This window comes from Streptomyces sp. NPDC092045, from assembly GCF_044756005.1.
In the GTDB taxonomy this organism is placed as follows: Bacteria; Actinomycetota; Actinomycetes; order Streptomycetales; family Streptomycetaceae; genus Streptomyces.
This window is the reverse complement of the sequence record NZ_JBIVSC010000015.1, coordinates 109,449-123,751: the sequence shown is the minus strand read 5'-3', so window position 1 is coordinate 123,751 and position 14,303 is coordinate 109,449. Positions and strand designations below refer to the sequence as shown.

The 14,303-nt window shown below is 70.9% G+C and carries 15 protein-coding genes; 7 read left to right on the top strand and 8 right to left on the bottom strand.

Annotated features, from left to right (window positions below; all coding sequences use genetic code 11):
- Positions 1-46: 46 nt before the first annotated feature.
- Together ACIQKA_RS26680 and ACIQKA_RS26675 are read right to left on the bottom strand one after the other, a co-directional pair.
- The gene (locus ACIQKA_RS26680; protein WP_383150486.1) at positions 47-250 is read right to left on the bottom strand and encodes a hypothetical protein; all 204 of its coding nucleotides are present in this window, start codon (positions 248-250) and stop codon (positions 47-49) included.
- A 446-nt stretch (positions 251-696) separates the two neighbouring features.
- Entirely contained in the window at positions 697-2,955 is a 2,259-nt protein-coding gene (locus tag ACIQKA_RS26675; protein WP_402542616.1) for an FG-GAP repeat domain-containing protein, read from the bottom strand.
- A 309-nt stretch (positions 2,956-3,264) separates the two neighbouring features.
- Between ACIQKA_RS26675 and ACIQKA_RS26670 the strand changes: the two genes are divergently transcribed.
- Positions 3,265-3,708 (top strand): hypothetical protein, encoded by a 444-nt coding sequence (locus ACIQKA_RS26670; RefSeq protein ID WP_402542615.1) that lies wholly within the window; start codon positions 3,265-3,267, stop codon positions 3,706-3,708.
- 52 nt (positions 3,709-3,760) lie between these two features.
- Here the strand turns inward: ACIQKA_RS26670 and ACIQKA_RS26665 are convergent, their stop codons facing one another.
- Positions 3,761-4,171, bottom strand: coding sequence for a RidA family protein (locus ACIQKA_RS26665; protein ID WP_383429512.1), 411 nt, complete (start codon positions 4,169-4,171; stop codon positions 3,761-3,763).
- Between the two features lie 75 nt (positions 4,172-4,246).
- On the opposite strand from ACIQKA_RS26665, the gene ACIQKA_RS26660 reads away from it, so the two are divergent.
- Positions 4,247-4,609, top strand: coding sequence for a winged helix-turn-helix transcriptional regulator (locus tag ACIQKA_RS26660; protein ID WP_383429514.1), 363 nt, complete (start codon positions 4,247-4,249; stop codon positions 4,607-4,609).
- Between the two features lie 188 nt (positions 4,610-4,797).
- Here the strand turns inward: ACIQKA_RS26660 and ACIQKA_RS26655 are convergent, their stop codons facing one another.
- Positions 4,798-5,703 (bottom strand): LysR family transcriptional regulator, encoded by a 906-nt coding sequence (locus ACIQKA_RS26655; protein ID WP_402542614.1) that lies wholly within the window; start codon positions 5,701-5,703, stop codon positions 4,798-4,800.
- A 137-nt stretch (positions 5,704-5,840) separates the two neighbouring features.
- On the opposite strand from ACIQKA_RS26655, the gene ACIQKA_RS26650 reads away from it, so the two are divergent.
- Positions 5,841-6,659 (top strand): inositol monophosphatase family protein, encoded by an 819-nt coding sequence (locus tag ACIQKA_RS26650; protein ID WP_402542613.1) that lies wholly within the window; start codon positions 5,841-5,843, stop codon positions 6,657-6,659.
- Positions 6,660-6,699: 40 nt separating this feature from the next.
- Positions 6,700-7,266: an NADPH-dependent F420 reductase gene (locus ACIQKA_RS26645; protein ID WP_402542612.1), complete on the top strand. Its 567-nt coding sequence runs from the start codon at positions 6,700-6,702 to the stop codon at positions 7,264-7,266.
- Positions 7,267-7,836: 570 nt separating this feature from the next.
- On the opposite strand, the gene ACIQKA_RS26640 is transcribed toward ACIQKA_RS26645, so the two are convergent.
- A complete protein-coding gene (locus ACIQKA_RS26640; protein WP_006376607.1) occupies positions 7,837-8,568 on the bottom strand; it encodes a hypothetical protein in 732 nt (243 codons plus the stop codon).
- Positions 8,569-8,994: 426 nt separating this feature from the next.
- Between ACIQKA_RS26640 and ACIQKA_RS26635 the strand changes: the two genes are divergently transcribed.
- Complete coding sequence (locus tag ACIQKA_RS26635; RefSeq protein WP_390109179.1) at positions 8,995-9,225, top strand: hypothetical protein; 231 nt, start codon at positions 8,995-8,997, stop codon at positions 9,223-9,225.
- A gap of 95 nt (positions 9,226-9,320) precedes the next feature.
- Here ACIQKA_RS26635 and ACIQKA_RS26630 read toward each other — a convergent pair whose 3' ends face one another.
- The 3 genes from ACIQKA_RS26630 to ACIQKA_RS26620 all read right to left on the bottom strand — a co-directional run bounded on the left by ACIQKA_RS26630 (position 9,321) and on the right by ACIQKA_RS26620 (position 12,020).
- Entirely contained in the window at positions 9,321-9,656 is a 336-nt protein-coding gene (locus ACIQKA_RS26630) for a YnfA family protein (protein WP_383150467.1), read from the bottom strand.
- A gap of 31 nt (positions 9,657-9,687) precedes the next feature.
- The gene (locus tag ACIQKA_RS26625; RefSeq protein ID WP_402542610.1) at positions 9,688-10,470 is read right to left on the bottom strand and encodes a MerR family transcriptional regulator; all 783 of its coding nucleotides are present in this window, start codon (positions 10,468-10,470) and stop codon (positions 9,688-9,690) included.
- 383 nt (positions 10,471-10,853) lie between these two features.
- The gene (locus ACIQKA_RS26620; protein WP_383150463.1) at positions 10,854-12,020 is read right to left on the bottom strand and encodes a PucR family transcriptional regulator; all 1,167 of its coding nucleotides are present in this window, start codon (positions 12,018-12,020) and stop codon (positions 10,854-10,856) included.
- A gap of 130 nt (positions 12,021-12,150) precedes the next feature.
- Between ACIQKA_RS26620 and ACIQKA_RS26615 the strand changes: the two genes are divergently transcribed.
- Positions 12,151-13,161, top strand: a complete 1,011-nt coding sequence (locus tag ACIQKA_RS26615; protein ID WP_402542608.1) for a ferredoxin reductase — start codon at positions 12,151-12,153, stop codon at positions 13,159-13,161.
- 7 nt (positions 13,162-13,168) lie between these two features.
- Entirely contained in the window at positions 13,169-14,287 is a 1,119-nt protein-coding gene (locus ACIQKA_RS26610; RefSeq protein ID WP_402542607.1) for a fatty acid desaturase family protein, read from the top strand.
- Positions 14,288-14,303: the final 16 nt, after the last annotated feature.

The window sequence follows — 14,303 nt, the reverse complement described above, 5'->3', positions numbered from 1 at the left end:
GCATGCCTGCGGATGCCGGCCCTGGAACGACTGCGGGGAACAGGTTTCAGGGGTAGCTGACACAGGCGGCGGAGCAATCGCCGGCCGCCGTGCTCAAGATCATCCCGAAGACGAGGATCGCCAGGACGATCCAAGCCACATGGGCGAACGAATGGTCCTTCTCCGGTGGGGTCCTCGGAGCGCTGCTCTGCGGGACCTCGTTGCGGTTCTCGGGCCCGCCACCGGGTCCGCCGTGTTCTTCTGCCGCCATCGTGTCATCCCCCGTCGCGGTGTGTCCTCTCATGGCACGACGTCAGGTCTCGTCCGTCAAGGCCTGGGACGGGTCGCGGTCGGGAAGAGCCTCACCGGCTTCACGGTTCGACGCGGACGGGCAGGGCATCGGCATAGCCCCCGGCAGGATCGGACGGCGGGTACGCCACGGATCGGAGGCCCGACGGCCTGGCTGTCGTGGGTGCCCGCCGGGGGACGGCGGCCGGAGGAATGCCCTGAAGGCCGGACGGTACCTGTGGTTCGCCGCCCCTCTTGCCACGATCGGCCGGTTCGGCCCGCGATCGGCACATCCCTCCGCACGCCCCGGGGTGGTGTCGGCGACGGCAGGGGTCCGGTTCGGCTCGCCCCGGGTGCCGAGCTCGTCCAGGACCGCGCGATGCCGCTGCCCCCGGTGTGGCCGAGGGCAGCGGTCGGTTGCCGGTGTCGTCAGAAGACCGAGTTGACGGGTGCCGTGTCCCAGAGCAAGTTGCCCGGAGCAGCGGGCTTGAACGGAGCCGTCGCCTCGCCGGTTCCCGCGTAGAACCTCGTGCCCGTGGGACCGACCGCGTAGAGGTCGGGGTGTCCGTCGCGGTCGGCGTCGCCGAGGCCGACGAGGTGGGTGAAGGCGCCCCAGCCGCCGCCGATCCTCGTGCGCGGTGCGTAGGTGCCGTCGCCCTTGCCCTCGTACAACCACAGGACGCCGGTCTTGTCACGGGCGATGAGGTCTCCGGCGGTGGTGCCGGCGATGTCGCCCGTGGCGGTGACCTGGTTGTAGACGTCCCAGCCCCGGTCGATGCTCTTGCGGGCCGCGAACGGCGCGCTCGTGACGCCTGTGCCTTTGTAGAAGTACACCTCGCCCGAAGGCTGTACGGCGAGCAGGTCCGACCTGCCGTCGCCGTCGAGGTCGCTGCCGCCGGCGAGGTGCTGATAGATCTGCCAGCCGCCGCCGATTTTCGTGCGGGTGGCGAACGTGCCGTCTCCGTTGCCCTGGTACAGCCAGAGCACCCCGGATCCGTCACGGGCGACGAGGTCGCCGCTCGAACGGCTGGCGATGTCGCCGACGGCTTCGAGCTGGTTGAAGATCTGCCAGCCGCCGCCGACCTTGACCCGGCCCGTCGAGTACGGCTGCGGCGCGGACGGCGCCTTGACCGAGTCGTCGCGCCACAGTACGCCCGAGGCGTCGAGGGAGAGCAGGTCCGGCGTGCCGTTGTCCGTGTAGTCGTGCGGGCCGGAGGCGCGAACGACCTTGAAGGAGCCGGTCTGCCTGACGTCCGGTCCGATGCCGTTGAGCGGTGAGGCGGTGAACTCCCAGGTGTAGTCGCCGCTGGGCGCGGCCTCCTTCATGCCCGCGGTGTTGGCGAGCGTCCCGTCCCAGCGGAAATCGACGGCTCCCTTGTTCTCGTAGTCGGCGGCCCGGGCGAAGTCGTGCCGCACGCTGCGGCCCGTAGCGGCGTGGCGGACCGTCACGGAGCCCTGTGCGTTGGTGCGGGAGAGCACCCAGCGGAGCATGGCCTGACCGTCGTTCTCGTCGAGGTCGACGACCGGGGGCATGGCGGCGGTGTACAGGGTGAGCGCGGTCGGCTCACCGGTGCTCGCGATGAGCGTGGCGGCCGGCCTGCCGTCCGTGCCGAGCGCGATGCGGTAGATCCCCTCGCCCTGTGCGACCGTGCCGCCGCGTACCAGGAGCGCGCCGTCGGCGGTGGGGACGGTGGACGAGGCGTGGTCCAGCAGCGTGACCTTGGACTTGTCGACGAGGCTGACGGCGCTGAGCGCGAAGCGCTCGGACGCTTCGGTCGCGGCGGCGCCGCCCGGAGCGGCGTACGTGACCCAGTCGCCCAGCACGCCGATGTGCGGCCGGACGGTGTTGCCCAGGTCGGCCGCCTCCTCGGCCGGGGTGCTCCCCGAGGCGTCGCGCGTGGCGTACATGATCTTGGCGTGCGTGGTCGTGGGGGCGTCGATCCAGACGAAGCGGTCGCCGGAGAGGGCCGCGTCGGTCTCGTAGGCGGAGACCCCGACCTCCCGCTTCTCGACGACGGAGGCGGTGGCGACGTTCACGACGGCGAGGTAGGAGCGCTCGGCGTCGGCGTCGGCCGTGACGTAGCGGACGAGCGCGGCTCCGGCCGTCAGGGCTTCGACGCTCTGGATCCTGGAGTTCTGCGGGAGGCCGGTCACCTGCCGGTCGCTGCCCGCCTGGTTGCCCTGGCCGATCAGACGGAGCTGGCCCAGCCTGTTCTGGCCGTCCCAGGAGGAGAAGACCAGTGTCCTGCCGATCACGCCCTTCCAGGAGAGTTGCGCGCTGGGCGGGTTGACGATCACGGGTGAGCTGCCCGGCGAGGACATGTCGTGGAGGAGGTAACGAGAGGTGCCGTCTTCTCTGGCGACGACGGTGTCGGAGGCGCCGCCGCGGTATCCGCTGTACCACTCGGGAAGGTCGGTGGTGGTGCCGTCGACGGTGCTGGTCCAGCGGTAGTAGGTGTGGTCCCATCGGCGCTCCACCGTCAGGAAGCCGGTCGGCCCGACGCTGAGGACCTGGTCGGCACGCGGAAGGGAGATGACGCCGTCGACGGTCGTCTTCACGGTGGCGGCGACGGCCGCGGTGGGCGTCGCGGCGGATGCGGGGACCGCCGCGACGCCGCCGGCGGTCATGGCCAGAACGGTGGTGACGGCCGCGGCGAGCCGGCGCCGGACAGGGTGAACAGGTATCAAGGCAGGTTCCTCTCGAGCTGACCCGGCACGTGCCGCGGCCCAAGCACTCGTGTAGACCCTTGATCACGCCGGAGGGTTGTACAGCAGGGCGACGACGTCAAAACGCCCGCGGGGTCGGGCGTCGACGCCGAACCCGCGTCTGCCCCGACCGGGCCGCTCCGAGTTAGGGGCTGCCGCCCCCCTTTCTTACCGATCCGTTCCAGGTCCGCTGTCGGCATCGACCATCGCTCGAACATGGGCGTGCTCGTGTGAAACTGACGCCTCTTCGGCAACACCGCGTTGCCACCACGCCCCGGGAGAGGAGACGCGTTGTCGAGCGTCACCCAGGTAGGAACGACGGCCGCCGCGGAACCGGTGGACCTCTCGGGGCCGGTGGGCCGTCTGCTGCACCGTCGGCCGCTCAAGAACAACACCGTGATGCAGTCGCTGAACGTCGAACCGGTCTCCGGCGACGTCTACGTGCTGCAGATCATGGAGGGCGGTCTCCGCCTCCCGGACGAGAGCGCCTTCCTCCAGGCCCGCGGCTCCATCACCTGCGACCTCACCGCCGACACCAGGATCGCCTCGCTGCCGGCCGGTTTCGGCTCCCCCACGGCGCACATCCGCGCGACCGCCCCGCGCAACAACAGCGCCGGCATCAACGCCTGCCGCTTCGAGATCAGCCCCGCCGGCTCGGTCTCCCTCTACGGCCCCAACGCCGGCAATCCCCTCACCTGGGCCCAGTTCGACTCGGTGCAGACGATCTGGCGCTGAGCTCCTGGGAGCCCGGGTCGTACGAGCACGCGGTTGCACGCTGGCGCGAGGATCAGTCGAGCAGTGCGGTGGCTTCCACTTCTACGAGGACGTCCGGTTCGAAGAGGTGGTCGACGCCGATCAGGGAGGCCGGCGGCAAAGGGAGCCGGAGCCCGATCTCATCGGCGACGGCCTCCACGCCCGTCATGAAGTCGCCGATCTTTTCAGGGCTCCACCGGGTGACGTAGAACGTCAGGCGCAGCACGTCGGCGAAAGACGCCCCCGCGCCCGCCAGTCCGACGGAGGTGTTGCGCAGCGCCTGGGCGACCTGCCCGGCCAGGTCGCCGGGCGCGACCGGGGTTCCGTCGGCCCGGCGTGCGATCTGTCCGCTGACGTGGACGTGTCTGGTTCCGGTGCCGACCGCGACGTGGTGGTACGGAACCGGTTGCAGCATGCCTTCCGGCGTGAAGTGCTGGACAGCCATCGTGCCCTCCTCCTGTATGGGTATCCGTAAGATACTTAGTGGAATAAGGACACTTCAACGAGACCAGGTTTCTCCATGGACACCGTCTTCATCGGCCCTTCACACCGCGAGCTGCTCGACCAGGTTCTCGACAAGTGGTCGCTCAGCGTTCTCAGCGAACTGTGCGAACGCCCTTGTCGCTTCAACGAGTTGCGCCGGGCGATCCCGCACGTCACCCAGAAGTCGCTGACCGCGACGCTTCGGCGACTCGAACGAAACGGTGTGGTCGAGCGCGAGGTCGTGTCCACCCGTCCGGTGGCGGTCAGGTACCGGATCACGCCCTTGGGCAAGACCCTGCGCCCTCCTGTCGACGTGCTGCTCGCATGGGTGTCGGAGAGCATGCCGGCCATCACCCGCGCCCGTGAGGCCTTCGACGCGCGGGAAGAGGCGAACCCCTGATCCTCCCTCCGCCCGCGGTGTGGCCGCGTCGGCGTCCCGTGCCCCTTCGAACCGCGCGGGCGCGTTGCGGCGGTCACGCCCGCTTCCCCGATGGGCAGGTGATTCGTTACGGGTCGGCACCCCGGGCGGCCACGTGACCTCAAGGCGGGACACACGGAGGTGCGAGCCGGGCGGCCGGGCGGCGCCGGTTACGGCGCCGCGCACGCGGCCAGCACGGTTCGCGCCCGTTCGCGCAGCCAGGTGTGCGCGTGATCGGTGTCGTAACGCTGATGCCACGACAGGTACACCGGTGCCGACGGCAGTTCGAACGGCAGGGGACACACGACCAGGCCGAGGGTGGCGGCCGCAGAGCGCGTGGTGGCTTCCGGGACGGTGACCAGGAGATCCGAGCCGCGCGCGAACTCCAGCGCGACCGCTTCCGTGGGCGCGGTCGCCACCACGCGGCGGGCGAGGCCGAGCCGAGCGAGGGCGTCGTCGAGGGCGTTGCCGAAGTTTCCGCGTCGCGAGACGGTGACGTGCTCGGCGGCTGCGTACTGCTGCGCGGTGACGGCCCCGGCACGGGCCAGAGGGTGTTCCCGCCTCATGGCGAGGACGAGACGGGTCTCCCCCACGCCCTCGACGCGGATGTCCGGCGCGCCGGGACGGTCGGCGTTCGCCTCCAGGTCGACCTCGCCGCGCCGCAGCCCGGGGGTGTCGACGCTCGATTCCGCGATGAAGCGCAGCCGTACGCCCGGCGCCTGTTCCCGTACGGCCGCGAGCAGGGCGGGGCCGCCGAGGGCGACCAGGGAATCGTGCCAGCGGAGCGTGAAGGTGCGCTCCAGTGTCGCCAGGTCGAGTTCGCGGCTCGGCGCCAGCACCCCCTGGACCTGGTGGAGCAGCTCGTGCACCTGTTCCCGTACGGCGATCGCGTACGGCGTCGGGGTCATCGTGCGGCCGGTCCGGACCAGGATCTGGTCTCCCGTCGTACGACGGATCCGGCCCAGGCTCCGGCTCATCGCGGGAGCGGTGACATGAAGACGCGCGGCCGCCCCGGCCACACTGCCCTCCTCCAGCAGCGCGTCGAGCGCGGTGAGCAGATTCAGATCCAATTGCATGACAGTAATGCTAGGCGTTCCTGGCATGCAGTTGAAGTTAACGATGGGGCTCTATACGTTCGAAACGAAGCACGGGGCGGGCCGCACGGATCGGCTCGACCGCCCCGATCACCCCTCCTCCCGACAGGAGCACCACCATGTCCGAAATGCTGCGGGCCACCGATGTCGCCGCCTCCGACACCGACCTGCTCGACCGGACCGCGGCCGCCGTGCGCGACGCCGGTTCGGCGTTGCGCGAGCGTTTCGGCGCAACGGTTCCCCATCGGACCCGCGAAGAGCTGATGCGTGCGCTTGCCGCCAACGACGACACGGCTCTGGACATCCTGCGGCCCCGTCTGACGCGCCTGCGCCCGGCCGCCGGCTGGGTGGAGGAGGAACTGGACGGCGGGGCACTGCCGCCCGGCGAGTGGTGGGTCGTGGATCCGGCCGAAGGCAACGTCAACCACCTGCACGCCCTGCCGGAGTGGGCGGTGACCGCCACCCTCGTGCGCGACAACCGACCGGTGCTCACCGCGGTCCACCTGCCGCTGACCGGTGAGACCTACACCGCGCTCGCCGGGGCGGGCGCCCACCTCGACGGCCGGCCGCTGCGCGTCTCCGCGACCACGGACCTCGGGCTGGGCGTCGTGGCCACCAGCCAGGCCCGGCCGGACGAGGACGAGGAGGTCGTGCGGCGCGTCGGCTCCTCGATCACCGCGATGCTCTTCGACGCGCTCGTCGTCCGCACCTCCGTACCCGCGACCCTGCACCTGCTGCACGTGGCCGCCGGCCGGATCGACGCCTTCTGGCAGTTCGCCGGCGCCCGGGCGGACCTGCTTCCCGGGGCCCTGCTCGTCACCGAAGCCGGCGGACGGATCTCCGACGCCGAGGGCCGCCCCTGGACCCCGCACAGCGAAGGCTTCGTGGCCGCCGCGCCCGGCGTCCACGCCGAGGCCGTCGCCACCCTCTCCCGCTGACCCCGCACCACGATCCGCACCCATGGAAGGACCCTTCGTCATGACCACGATCGCAGTTCTCGGAAACGGCCGCGTCGGCGGCAATCTGGCCGCGGCGCTCACCCGGGCGGGGCACGAGGTGTCCGTGGCGGACCGCACGCCGGGCGCCGCCGCCCGGGCGGCCCGGGCGACCCGGATCGTCATCAACGCGACCCCGGGCGCCGGCTCGCCGGAGCGGCTCGCGGCCCTGCGCGCGGAACTGCGGGGCAAGATCCTCGTCGACGTCTCCAACGCCACCGTGGACGGACCGGACGGGCTGCCCGCCGACCTGCTCCACCCCGGTTCGAGCCTCGCCGAAAAGCTCCAGGAGGCCCTTCCCGAAACGCACGTCGTCAAGACGCTCAACACCATGCTCTTCCCGGTGATGACCGCACCGGCCGTGCTCACCGAGAAACCCACCGCGTTCCTGTCCGGCGAGGACCCGCAGGCCAAGGGGACCGTGCGCGAACTGCTCGTCGACCTCGGCGGCATCCGCACCGCCCGCGCCACGGAGGCCGCGATCCTGTTCGTACCGCACGTGATCCGCTCCAGTGGATTCGCGCCCTTCGCGATCTCGGTCGCCCGCTGATCCGCACACGCACGGCGCCGCACCGGACCGGGACCCTGCCCCGGAGGGACGCGACCGTGTCCGGGCCGGAGGCACGGCACCGTACGCCGGCCCGCGTTCTCCGCGCGTGCGGCTGCCTTCGGCCCGTCCGCCCGAGCGGGCGGCGCTCGCGACGTCGTCCGTCGGGCGAAGACCGGAACGTGACGGAGCCCGGGAGCATGTCCAGCTCCCGGGCTCCAGCTTGCCACCCATTTGCGCACACCGGCGGCGTTAAAGAACCGCGGGTCATATTGAGATCGACGTGTTCTGCCTTTGAACTACAGCGCCACGGGAGAGGCGCCGAAGGGACTTGAACCCCCATCCGTCGATGTTCGCCCACGCTCGGTCGATCCGGTGTTCGGCGGCGAATACTGAGACTGGAGCGAGAATCTGAGTTTCACGGGGCCGCCTCTGCCAGGCTTGGGCCACCCCCGCACGTGGTGCGGGGGGAGGGATTCGAACCCCCGACTGACACCCCTCATCAGCTTCAACATCAGTTTCAGCTTGCGCTCATCGCGCACCCTCCGCTCGCGACGGAGGGCGTGTGTGGGGCTACCGGAAGAGGTAGCCGAATACCGCGTCGCCGACCCGCTGGTCGGTGACCTCGGTGTTGTTCGCCTCTTCACGGGCGAACTTGACGGACTGCTGGAGCTTCTCGACGCGGTCGAGGAGCTCGTTGACCCGCCGGGCGGGCAGCGCGCCGGAGAACTTCACCGTGGTCCAGTAACCGACCGGGACGTCCTCGTAGTACACCTCGACCTGCGCCGGGTGCTTCTCCGTGGCCTCGGCCTTCACGTGGTTGCGCGGAACCTTCTTCGTGCGGATGGTCCGCACCGGGTCCGTCTTCCACGAGTCCGTCGAGGGGTCCAGGTTCCACGACTCGGAGGCGTCGAGCACCGGCAGCTTGCGCACGAAGGTGTGCAGATCGGTGAGCTGCTTCTCCAGGAACAACAGGTACGGGACGGGCACCTGGGGCAGCAGCACCGTTCCGTCGACCACCACGTCCGCGACCGCGGACCGGTTCGCCCAGTCCTTCGTCGCGGTCACGTCGAAGAGCCGCGTCAGTGTCCCGGCGGTCGCCCGCAGAGCGTCCTCGGCCTTGATCTGCACCCGCGTGGACTCGGGCGGCAACTGCTCGCCCTCCTCGTCCTTGGGCTGGTAGGTCCGGGAGATGCCGGCCAGCAGGGCGGGCTTCTGCACGTCCTGGTGAGCCTGGGTGAGCTCTTGGAGGGCCTTGGACTTGACGCCCTTTTCGACTGCGATGATCTGATTCAGCTTCGGCACACGGCGAACCTAACAACTCCGCGCCGCACGTACATCCGATTAAACGCCTGCCTCGTCCCTTCCGGTCGAGAGCGCGTGCGTGGCGGAGCCCACGATTCGGACGGGGCTCTTGAGACGGATCGACGCGGCGCGTGGGCGGAGGGGCCGGCGAGGCGGCCGCCCCGGGCCCTGACGCGCAGGATGGCGGGCCCCGCCCGGACGGACAGCTCGCGGCCGGCCAGGGAATCGGATCGATCACCCTTGATCCGAACCGCAGTCGAGGTTCTACGGTTGCTCGTGACGGAAGCGAACCCGGTGACGTACGGCGTCCGGGGGCCTGGTGCCCGGGGCACCGCACGAGGTGAATCCGGCCGAGACGGAAGGCGGCGTGATGGAGTACTCGCACGAGGACGGGGGGCTGGTGAACCAGCCGATCGGGTAATGGACATGGGCCGCGACCTCGACCTTCTGGTGGAACGGATGCTGCTCGTCTCGGACGCGGACGGCCGGCTCCGCATCACCGACGAGGGCAGGGCGCTGCATCAGCGTGCCGCCGAGACGCAGCAGGCCGGCCGGAGGCAGGTGCACACGGGGATCCCGGACGAGGAATACCTGATCACCCTGAAGGTTCTGCAGCGCATGATGCGCAACGCGGGCGGAGAGGTGTCACCGGACTGACGGTCCGCGGCGCGCGGCGCGCAGCAGCCCGACGGAACATCACATCGGGTGGCGATGGCTCCTCTGGTGGGCGCGATGGTGTCGCGGACTGGGCGTCAGTGACCGCGCGGGGCGTACATGATGACCGCCATGCCGGCGAGGCAGACCAGGGCGCCGATGATGTCGAAGCGGTCGGGGCGGTAGCCGTCGGCGATCATGCCCCAGGCGATCGATCCGGCGACGAAGACGCCGCCGTACGCGGCGAGGATGCGGCCGAAGTCGTCGTCGCTCTGGAAGGTGGCGACCACCCCGTACAGGCCGAGCGCGACGATGCCGGCGCCGATCCACACCCAGCCCTTGTGCTCGCGCAGGCCCTGCCAGACCAGCCAGGCACCTCCGATCTCGAACAGGGCGGCGACGGCGAACAGGGCGATGGAGCGGGCGACGAGCACGGTGAAGGGCTTCCTGGTGGGGCGGGGCGGGTCAGTGGGTGGCGCCGAAGAGGCCGGTCAGCAGCGTACGGCCGTCGGCGGGGGCGCGGATCTCCAGGTGGAGGCACGGGCCGTCGAGGTGGAGGCGGAAGTCGAGGAAGGGGCAGCACCGCTGCTCCTCGGCGGCCAGTTCGGCGATGCGCGCGACCCGGTCGGCGGGCAGGGTCAGCCGCAGGCCTTCGGGCACCGCGGTCCGGGTGGCACCGTCGACGGCTCCGTGCCACCGGGCAGTGCGCTCGTCCAGGTCCTCGCCGGTCAGTGAGCAGGCCACCGGTGCGGTGCGCCACCGTTCCGCTCCCTGTTCGGCGGCCTGGCGGCCGGCAGCGAGTACGACATCGACCGGCCGGCCGCCGCGCGTGTCGCCCGGTGCGGGGGCGAGGAAGCCGCATGCGGGATCGCAGCGGTCGGCGCGGTCGGGCAGCGCGTCCAGGTGTGCCAGGGCAACGTGGAGGGAGGCGGTGAGGTCCGCGAGTTCGGCGGCGCGGGCTTCGGCCTCGGCGAGGCGGGCGGCGATCCGGGGGCGCAGATCGGATTTCACGTCCCGGCACGCGCCGGCCTCCCACACGCCGAGCAGTTCGCCGATCTCCTCCGAAGGCAGCCCCAGATGTTTGGCCGCGCCGATGAACGCCAGCCGGTCGACCGCCTCCTCACCGTAGAGCCGGTACCCGGCGGGTGTCCGGTCGGCAGGCAGCAGCCCGGCGCTCTCGTAGAACCGCAGGGTCGTGGCCGGCACTCCGCTGCGCTCGGCGAGCTGGGAGATCCGCATCGAGGTCATGCCACCGAACGTAAACCTTCTACCCGACTCGAAGGTCAAGCCGGAGCGGGCCGGGCCTCGTGCCGGCGCTCACCCGGCCTTCGCCGCGGCCGAGCGCGCGCTCCCACAGCTCGCGGGACGCGCGCCCACCAGGGGATCCGACGGCCCTGTCCCGCAGGTCCGCGGGCCGGGCGGGTGGGCCGCGTTCGGTCCCCGGGCGGCTGTACGCGCCGTACCGGGGCCAGTACTCGCGCGGGCACGTCTCGGGCGGCCCGCACCTGCCGGGGTCGGGGACGTCCTGACGCCGCTGCGGGCACGCGCGGAGGCCTTGCTGTCGGCGGTGCGGGAGGCGCTCCGGGTCGAGGGCGCGGACGGCTCCCTGACCTGTGGCTTCCCGGAAGTCCTCAAGGCGCGGGGATCGGCCGCGTCGCCCGCGCGGCCCGAAGACCGACCGCCAGCGTCAGTTCGAGGACCCGGTGGGGCGATTCGAGGTCCGGAAACAGCTCCCGCAGCTGCGCCATGCGGTACCGGACCGTCTGGGGATGGACGAACAACGCCGCCGCCACCTCGTTGCGCCTGCCCTGGTGCAGCAGCCACGCCCGCAGCGTCTCCTCCAGCCGCTGTGCGGTCGTGGCGGGCAAGGCCCGCAACGGTGCGAGGGCTCGGGCACGCAGGTCCGCGAACGCGTCCGTGTCGGCGCTCAGCACCAGCTCGGGCAAGTGGTCCTCGGTGTCGCGGATGTCGGAGGAGAGGGAGCGGGCGCGTATGGCTCGTGCGTACGAGGCGGACGCACGGGTCCACGGTCGGGCCGGGCCGACCACGGCGGTGCGGCCGGACAGCTGCCGCAGGAGACGCGGCCGGTCGGCATCAGGGACGAGCAGCACACCGGTGGCGTCCGGCAGGTCGTCGAGGACGAGGGTGTTCGGGTCGAGCGTGCGGTAGGCGGGGCGGGCCTGGGCGGCGGGCAGCAGGACCGCGGTCAGCGAAACCGGAGGGTGCCACCCGGCCCGTTGGCCGGAGGCCAGCAGGACGTCCGGGCTCGCGCCGGCGAGGAGGTCGCGGGCGAGGTGTTCCAGGTGCCGCTCGTGGGCCCTGCCCCGGGCGGCCAGTTCGTCGGCGTGGCCCGCGGCGCTCGCGGCGGAGAGCTCGTCGATGTAGGCGAAGGTCAGCTCGGCGAACTTGGCGACCTCGGCGGCGGGCAGCCCCGTGGGCACGGCACCCGCTGCCAGGCACCGCCAGGCCACGCGGGCGCCGACGCGGTAGGCGCCGAGCAGGGCGTCCATCGAGCGGCCGTCGCGCACCTCGCCGCGGCCCAGCTCGTAGGCCGCTTCACCGGCGTCGCCGCCTGTGGCTTTTCCGCTCGCGAGGTCCAGATAGTGCCCCAGGGCGGTGCGGACGGCTCGGCGGATGGTGCCGCCCATGCGGCCCGAAAGGGCGTTGGCATAGGGAGGGACCTCGTCGATGATCGCCTGGACGACCTCGTCGGCGGTGGTCCTCAGCACCGCCCGAAGCGCGGTGACCGTCTTCTCGTCCAGGGCCAGTTCGCCGGCCCTCCGGATGGCATGGCTCATTTTTGTTCCCTGCGAACAATTCAGTCGATCAGATTCACGTCCTGCGGTCAGGACTTTACGCCCCGAGGCGCAGCAAGCTGGAGTGATGACGAGTGCAGCCCTTCGCAGCGGGGCGTGGAAAATGCTGGAGATGATCACGACGCCGCTGCTGCCGTCGGATTACCTGGACCTGGTCAGCCCGCTGCGCGCGGGCGCCGACCTCCGGGGGCGCGTCGAGGCCGTGCGCCCCGAGACGGGTGACGCCGCGACTGTCGTGATCAGACCGGGACGGGGCTGGCGCGGCCACGCGGCCGGTCAGTACGTAAGGATCGGGATCGATGTCGACGGGGTGCGCCTGTGGCGTGCCTACTCCATCACCTCGCCGACGAACCGCCGAGACGGCCGCGTCACGATCACCGTGAAGGCGATCCCGGACGGCAGGGTCAGCAACCACCTGGTCCGTAGGACGAAACCAGGCACGCTGGTCCGGCTCGACCAGGCGACCGGTGACTTCGTGCTGCCGCGGGTCAAGCCCGCCAAGGTGCTCTACCTGACGGCCGGCAGCGGCATCACGCCCGTGATGGGCATGCTGCGTGACGTCGAGCTCGACGACGTCGTCATGGTCCACTGCGCGCCACGGCCGCGAGACGTGATCTTCCGCGACGAGCTGCACGCCCTGGCGGCGGACGGGAAGCTGCGGCTCACCGAGGTGCACACCGACACGGACGGCATGCTCGACATCGCCCGTCTCGACGAGCTCGTGCCCGACTGGACCGAGCGCGAGAGTTGGGCCTGCGGGCCCGCGGGCCTGCTCGACGCCGCCGAAGGGCACTGGAGCGAGCACGGCGTCCGAGAACGCCTGCACACCGAACGCTTCCGTCCCGGCATCGTCGTCACCGGCGACGGCGGCGAGGTCACGTTCAGCGCCACCGGCAGGACCGTCGACGCGGACGGCGCCACGCCGTTGCTGGACGTCGGCGAGGAGGCCGGCGTGCTCATGCCCTCCGGGTGCCGCATGGGCATCTGCTTCGGCTGTGTCACGCCGCTCAGGGCGGGCGCCGTCCGCGACCTGCGCACCGGCGAGATCACCGAGGCCGAGCCCGGCGTCCTCATCCAGACCTGTGTGTCCGCCGCTGCGGGCGCCTGCGACATCGAACGGTAGGAACACCTTGACCGCCATCGACCCCACCGCCCACCTGACCGCGGAGCAGATCGAGGAGCTGGGCCGCGAGCTGGACGCGATCCGCGACGAGGTGATCGCCGACCGCGGCGAGAAGGACGCCGCCTACATCCGTAGGGTCATCTCGGCGCAGCGCAAGCTCGAGCTGGTCAGCAGGGGCGTGCTGCTGTTCTCGATCTTCCCGCCCGCGTGGCTGCTCGGCACCGCCGGGCTGTCCGTGGCGAAGATCATGGACAACATGGAGATCGGCCACAACGTCCTGCACGGCCAGTGGGACTGGATGCGGGACCCGAAGATCCACTCCACCACCTGGGAGTGGGACCACGTCTCGCCGTCCGAGCAGTGGAAGCACTCGCACAACGAGCTGCACCACACGTACACCAATGTGCTCGGCAAGGACAACGACCTCGGCTACGGCATCATGCGCGTCGACGAGGACCAGAAGTGGCACCCGTTGCACCTCGGCCAGCCGCTGTGGAACTTCCTCAACGCCTGCTTCTTCGAGTACGGCATCGCGGCCTACGACCTGGAGCTCGGCAGAAACCTGGACAAGCGCCGGCGCAGGAACCCGGAGTTCCGCACGCGGGCCAGGGCCGTGGGCCGCAAGATCCGCAAGCAGGTCCTCAAGGACTACGTGATCCACCCGTTGCTGTCGGGGCCGTCGTTCCTCCCCACGCTCGCCGCCACGTTCACCGCGAACCTGGTCCGCAACGTCTGGTCCCACTCGGTGATCATGTGCGGGCACTTCCCCGAGGGCGTACAGGTCTTCGAGCGCCGGTCGATCGAGGGCGAGACGCGCGGCCAGTGGTACCTGCGCCAGATGATGGGCTCGGCGAACATCAGCGGCAGCAAGGCCATGCACTTCATGACCGGCAACCTGTCGCACCAGATCGAGCACCACCTGTTCCCGGACCTGCCGAGCAACCGGTACGCCGAGGTCGCGGTGCGGGTGCGCGCGCTGTTCGAGAAGTACGAGCTGGAGTACGTCACCGGCCCGCTGCCCAAGCAGGTGTTCTCCGCGTGGCGCAAGGTCTTCCGGCTCTCGCTGCCGAACAAGAAGTCCGCGGTCGAAACGCCGGCCCGCGAGCGGGACCTCGTCGCCGCCTGATGCGGTTGCCGGTTCG

Coding starts and splice junctions, on each gene's coding strand:
- ACIQKA_RS26635 (WP_390109179.1), top strand. CDS start 8,995: ATGGGCCGCGACCTCGACCTTCTGGTGGAACGGATGCTGCTCGTCTCG.
- ACIQKA_RS26665 (WP_383429512.1), bottom strand. CDS start 4,171: ATGGCTGTCCAGCACTTCACGCCGGAAGGCATGCTGCAACCGGTTCCG.
- ACIQKA_RS26625 (WP_402542610.1), bottom strand. CDS start 10,470: ATGACCTCGATGCGGATCTCCCAGCTCGCCGAGCGCAGCGGAGTGCCG.
- ACIQKA_RS26645 (WP_402542612.1), top strand. CDS start 6,700: ATGACCACGATCGCAGTTCTCGGAAACGGCCGCGTCGGCGGCAATCTG.
- ACIQKA_RS26680 (WP_383150486.1), bottom strand. CDS start 250: ATGGCGGCAGAAGAACACGGCGGACCCGGTGGCGGGCCCGAGAACCGC.
- ACIQKA_RS26655 (WP_402542614.1), bottom strand. CDS start 5,703: ATGCAATTGGATCTGAATCTGCTCACCGCGCTCGACGCGCTGCTGGAG.
- ACIQKA_RS26615 (WP_402542608.1), top strand. CDS start 12,151: ATGATCACGACGCCGCTGCTGCCGTCGGATTACCTGGACCTGGTCAGC.
- ACIQKA_RS26650 (WP_402542613.1), top strand. CDS start 5,841: ATGTCCGAAATGCTGCGGGCCACCGATGTCGCCGCCTCCGACACCGAC.
- ACIQKA_RS26660 (WP_383429514.1), top strand. CDS start 4,247: ATGGACACCGTCTTCATCGGCCCTTCACACCGCGAGCTGCTCGACCAG.
- ACIQKA_RS26620 (WP_383150463.1), bottom strand. CDS start 12,020: ATGAGCCATGCCATCCGGAGGGCCGGCGAACTGGCCCTGGACGAGAAG.